This window comes from Prosthecobacter sp. (assembly GCF_044373815.1).
GTDB lineage: Bacteria > Verrucomicrobiota > Verrucomicrobiia > Verrucomicrobiales > Verrucomicrobiaceae > Prosthecobacter.
The window spans coordinates 1-2,859 of the sequence record NZ_JBIPNG010000667.1; the positions used below are offsets into that span (position 1 = coordinate 1).

The 2,859-nt window shown below is 60.0% G+C and carries 3 protein-coding genes; all 3 read left to right on the forward strand.

What is annotated here, in order from left to right; genetic code table 11:
- Window positions 1-716, forward strand: a 716-nt coding sequence (locus ACIREA_RS29985) for an MFS transporter (protein WP_397385991.1), incomplete at its 5' end; no start/stop codon positions are given.
- On the forward strand, window positions 713-2,704 hold the full coding sequence (locus ACIREA_RS29990) for a pyruvate dehydrogenase complex E1 component subunit beta (RefSeq protein ID WP_397385992.1): 1,992 nt from the start codon (window positions 713-715) through the stop codon (window positions 2,702-2,704). The genes ACIREA_RS29985 and ACIREA_RS29990, both read left to right, overlap by 4 nt.
- 8 nt (window positions 2,705-2,712) lie before the next feature.
- A partial coding sequence (locus tag ACIREA_RS29995; RefSeq protein ID WP_397385993.1) for a biotin/lipoyl-containing protein occupies window positions 2,713-2,859 on the forward strand: 147 nt, incomplete at its 3' end.

Genomic DNA, 2,859 nt, shown 5'->3' on the forward strand with positions numbered 1-2,859 from the left:
TGGGCTTTGTCGTTCTTGCCTTTCTCACAGATCGACCTCGAAATGCAACGTGGCTCACTCAAGCCGAGCGCGATCATCTCGAAGGCGTGCTCGCTGCTGAAGCGGCGGCAAAGGAGGCGACGGGAAAAATCACCGTCTGGCAGGCGCTGCGATTGCCTGCGGTGTGGCTGCTGGTAGTCGGTGTGCTGGTGGGCAACAGCGGCGGCTACGCGCTCAGCTTTTGGTTGCCGACCACAGTGAAGAATCTTTCCGGTGGCTCTGATCAAATGACGCTGCTCTGCAGTGGCCTCTACTACAGTTGCGGCATCCTCAGCGTGCTAGTCTCCGGCCAGACGGCGGATCGCACGGGAGATCGCAAATGGCACGCGGCGGGCGGCATGATCGCCACCGGTATCTTCCTCCTGTGCAGCACGATTCCAGGACAATCCTTCGGCACGCAGATGATCTGGCTCTGCCTCACCGCGCTGGGCGCATTCTTCTGGATCGCACCGTTTTGGACACTGCCATCGCTCACGCTCACCGCCTCCGCCGCTGCAGTGGCCACCGGTCTGATCAACATGGGTGCGAACCTCGCCGGCTACGCAGGCAACCACGTCACCGGCTGGTTGCGCACGCATGGCTACGGCGAAATGCAGTGCCTCCACTTCCTCGCCGCCTGCTTCATCGTCGGCGGCGTCATTATCAGCTTTCTACGTCTCAAACCTAAAACAGCATGAGTTCCCTCACGAACCAATCATCCCCCCTTCAACTCTACCGCACCATGCTCACGATCCGCATGGTGGAAGAACGCCTGGCAAAATCGCATCAGCGCGGGCTCATTCACGGTGCCTGCCACACCTATGTTGGCGAGGAAGCCATCGCCACAGGCGTGTGCGCACACTTGCATGATGCGGATGCCGTCTTCAGCACGCATCGCGGTCATGGACATGCGCTCGCCAAAGGCATGGAACCGCGCCAGCTCATGGCGGAACTTTATGGCCGTGAGACCGGCTGCTCGCGTGGTCGCGGAGGCTCCATGCATCTGTTTGCACCGGAGATCGGTATGATGGGCACCAGTGGCATCGTCGGCCCCTGCATCCTGCAAGCCACCGGCGCTGGCTACAGCTCATTGATCATGAAGACAGGCAACGTCGGTGTCGCCTTCTTCGGCGATGGCGCGGCGAACAACGGCGCGTTTCACGAAGGCCTGAATATGGCGAGCATCTGGAAGCTGCCGGTGTTGTTCGTGTGCGAGAACAACCAGTTCGCCACCGAGGTTCCGTTTTCCAGTGTCGCTGGCAATCCTAGCGTGGCAGCCCGAGGCGCGGCGTACGGCATCGCCAGCATCGAAGTGGATGGTAACGATGTGCTCGCCGTGGAAGCCGTGGCCCGCGAGGCCGTGAAGCGCGCTCGCAACGGTGAAGGCCCGACGCTCATCGAATGCAAAACCTACCGCACACGTGCGCATGCCGAAGGCATGGGCGATTTCACTTACCGCACGCGCGAAGAGGTGGAGCAGTGGAAAGCACAGTGCCCCATCGCTCGATTGAAGAAGCATTTGCTAGACCACAACCTGGCGACCGATGCCGAACTCAACACCATCGAGCAGGAGGTCGCCACACTCACTGAAACGGCGCATGAGTTTGCCGAAAAGAGCGCCTATCCAACTGCCGAGAGCGCCACCACTCACATCTATGCTTCATCAGCAACTGCGCCTCATCGTGAGGTGCCATCGTCATCTTCAGCTACACGCGAGCTGACCTTCATGAAGGCCACGCTTGAAGCGCTGACCGAGGAGATGGCACACAATCCGAAGATCTTCGTCATGGGCGAAGGCATCGGCGTCCGTGGCGGCAACTTCGCCACCACCAGCGGCTTGTTTGTGATTCATGGCCCCGAACGACTGCGCGATACGCCGATCTGCGAGCGCGGCTTCGTGGGGCTCGCTGGAGGCGCCGCCATGACTGGAACTCGACCAGTGATTGACTTCATGTTCGCCGACTTTGTGCTCGATTCCGTGGGCGAGATCGTCAATCAGATCGCCAAGATGCAATACATGAGCAGCGGGCGACTGAAGATGCCCGTTCTTATGCGCGGCTGCATCGGCATCGGTCACGCAGCGGCCACGCATCACAGCGGCAGCTACTACTCGATGTATGCGCACTTCCCAGGCCTGCGTGTCGTGGTTCCTTCATCACCGCGCGATGCGAAAGGCCTGCTCAAAACCGCCCTCACTTGTGATGACCCCGTGCTCTTCCTCGAACATCGCGAGCTGATGACCGTGAAAGGCCCCGTGCCGGAGGAAGAGTACTTCATCGACTTCGGCAAAGCCGCCATCGTGCGCGAAGGCAGCGATGTCACCGTCGTCGCGCTTGCTCTGATGGTTCACAAGACACTCGCCGCTTGTGAGACCCTCGCGAAGGAAGGCATCTCTGTCGAACTCATCGACCCGCGCACCGTTGCACCGCTCGATGTGGACACCATCATTCAGTCCGTAGCAAAGACTGGCCGCCTCATCATCGTGGACGAAGACTTCGCCCATTGCGGCATCGGAGCCGAGATCGCCGCGCAACTCGCCGACCGTGGGTTCGACGATCTCGACGCCCCTATTCGCCGCCTCAACGGCAAACCCTCGCCCACGCCCTACAGTCCCACACTTGAGGCAGCGGTAGTTCCGAATGTCGAATCCATCGCCCAAGCAATTCGCGAACTTTGCGCTGAATAGTCAACGCCATGCCCATTAACATCACATTACCCCGGCTCGGCTGGTCCATGGAGGAAGGCAAGTTCCTCGCATGGCTGAAGCAGGATGGCGACTTCATCAAAGAAGGAGATCCCATATTTACCCTCGAAAGCGACAAAGCCGCGCAAGAAGTCGAA